Here is a 435-nt window from a genome sequence, read left to right on the forward strand (position 1 = left end):
TCGTTTAGTATATACTCCATTTCAACTTGTTCAATTGGACGTGGAGCCCCAAAATCAGAATTTAGTTTTACTCGTATTTCTAATCGATCTTGTATCTCATGTAAAGGTGTATCAAGATAAAGAATGCTGTAGTATAAAACACCATTTTCTATATTTTTTTGAATCATATCCTTTGTTTGATGAATAAATGTAACCTCAGCAAGCTCAATGAAAGGGTTATCAATTGTTACTTTACTGTTCCAATTTAAATCCCAAATCTCGCAATGTTCTTCCGCATGTACAACAACTCCATTGACAGAAGGAGTAATGGAGAAGAGACGATCTACAGGAACTTTGGTTAACGGAGTACTATCACCTTTCTCTAATTTAAATCCTTTCTCCAATCGCTCATGTTCAAAAACACATTCAGCACCAGCGTATGCAATCTCACAAAAT

The 435-nt window shown here is 34.7% G+C and carries 1 pseudogene; it reads right to left on the reverse strand.

Annotation, left to right across the window (positions count from 1 at the left end):
• Positions 1-435: pseudogene (locus tag ACQCVH_RS25305) on the reverse strand (hypothetical protein); the annotation flags it as partial.

It is taken from the genome of Bacillus infantis, assembly GCF_050107595.1.
In the GTDB taxonomy this organism is placed as follows: domain Bacteria; phylum Bacillota; class Bacilli; order Bacillales; family Cytobacillaceae; genus Bacillus_AB; species Bacillus_AB infantis_C.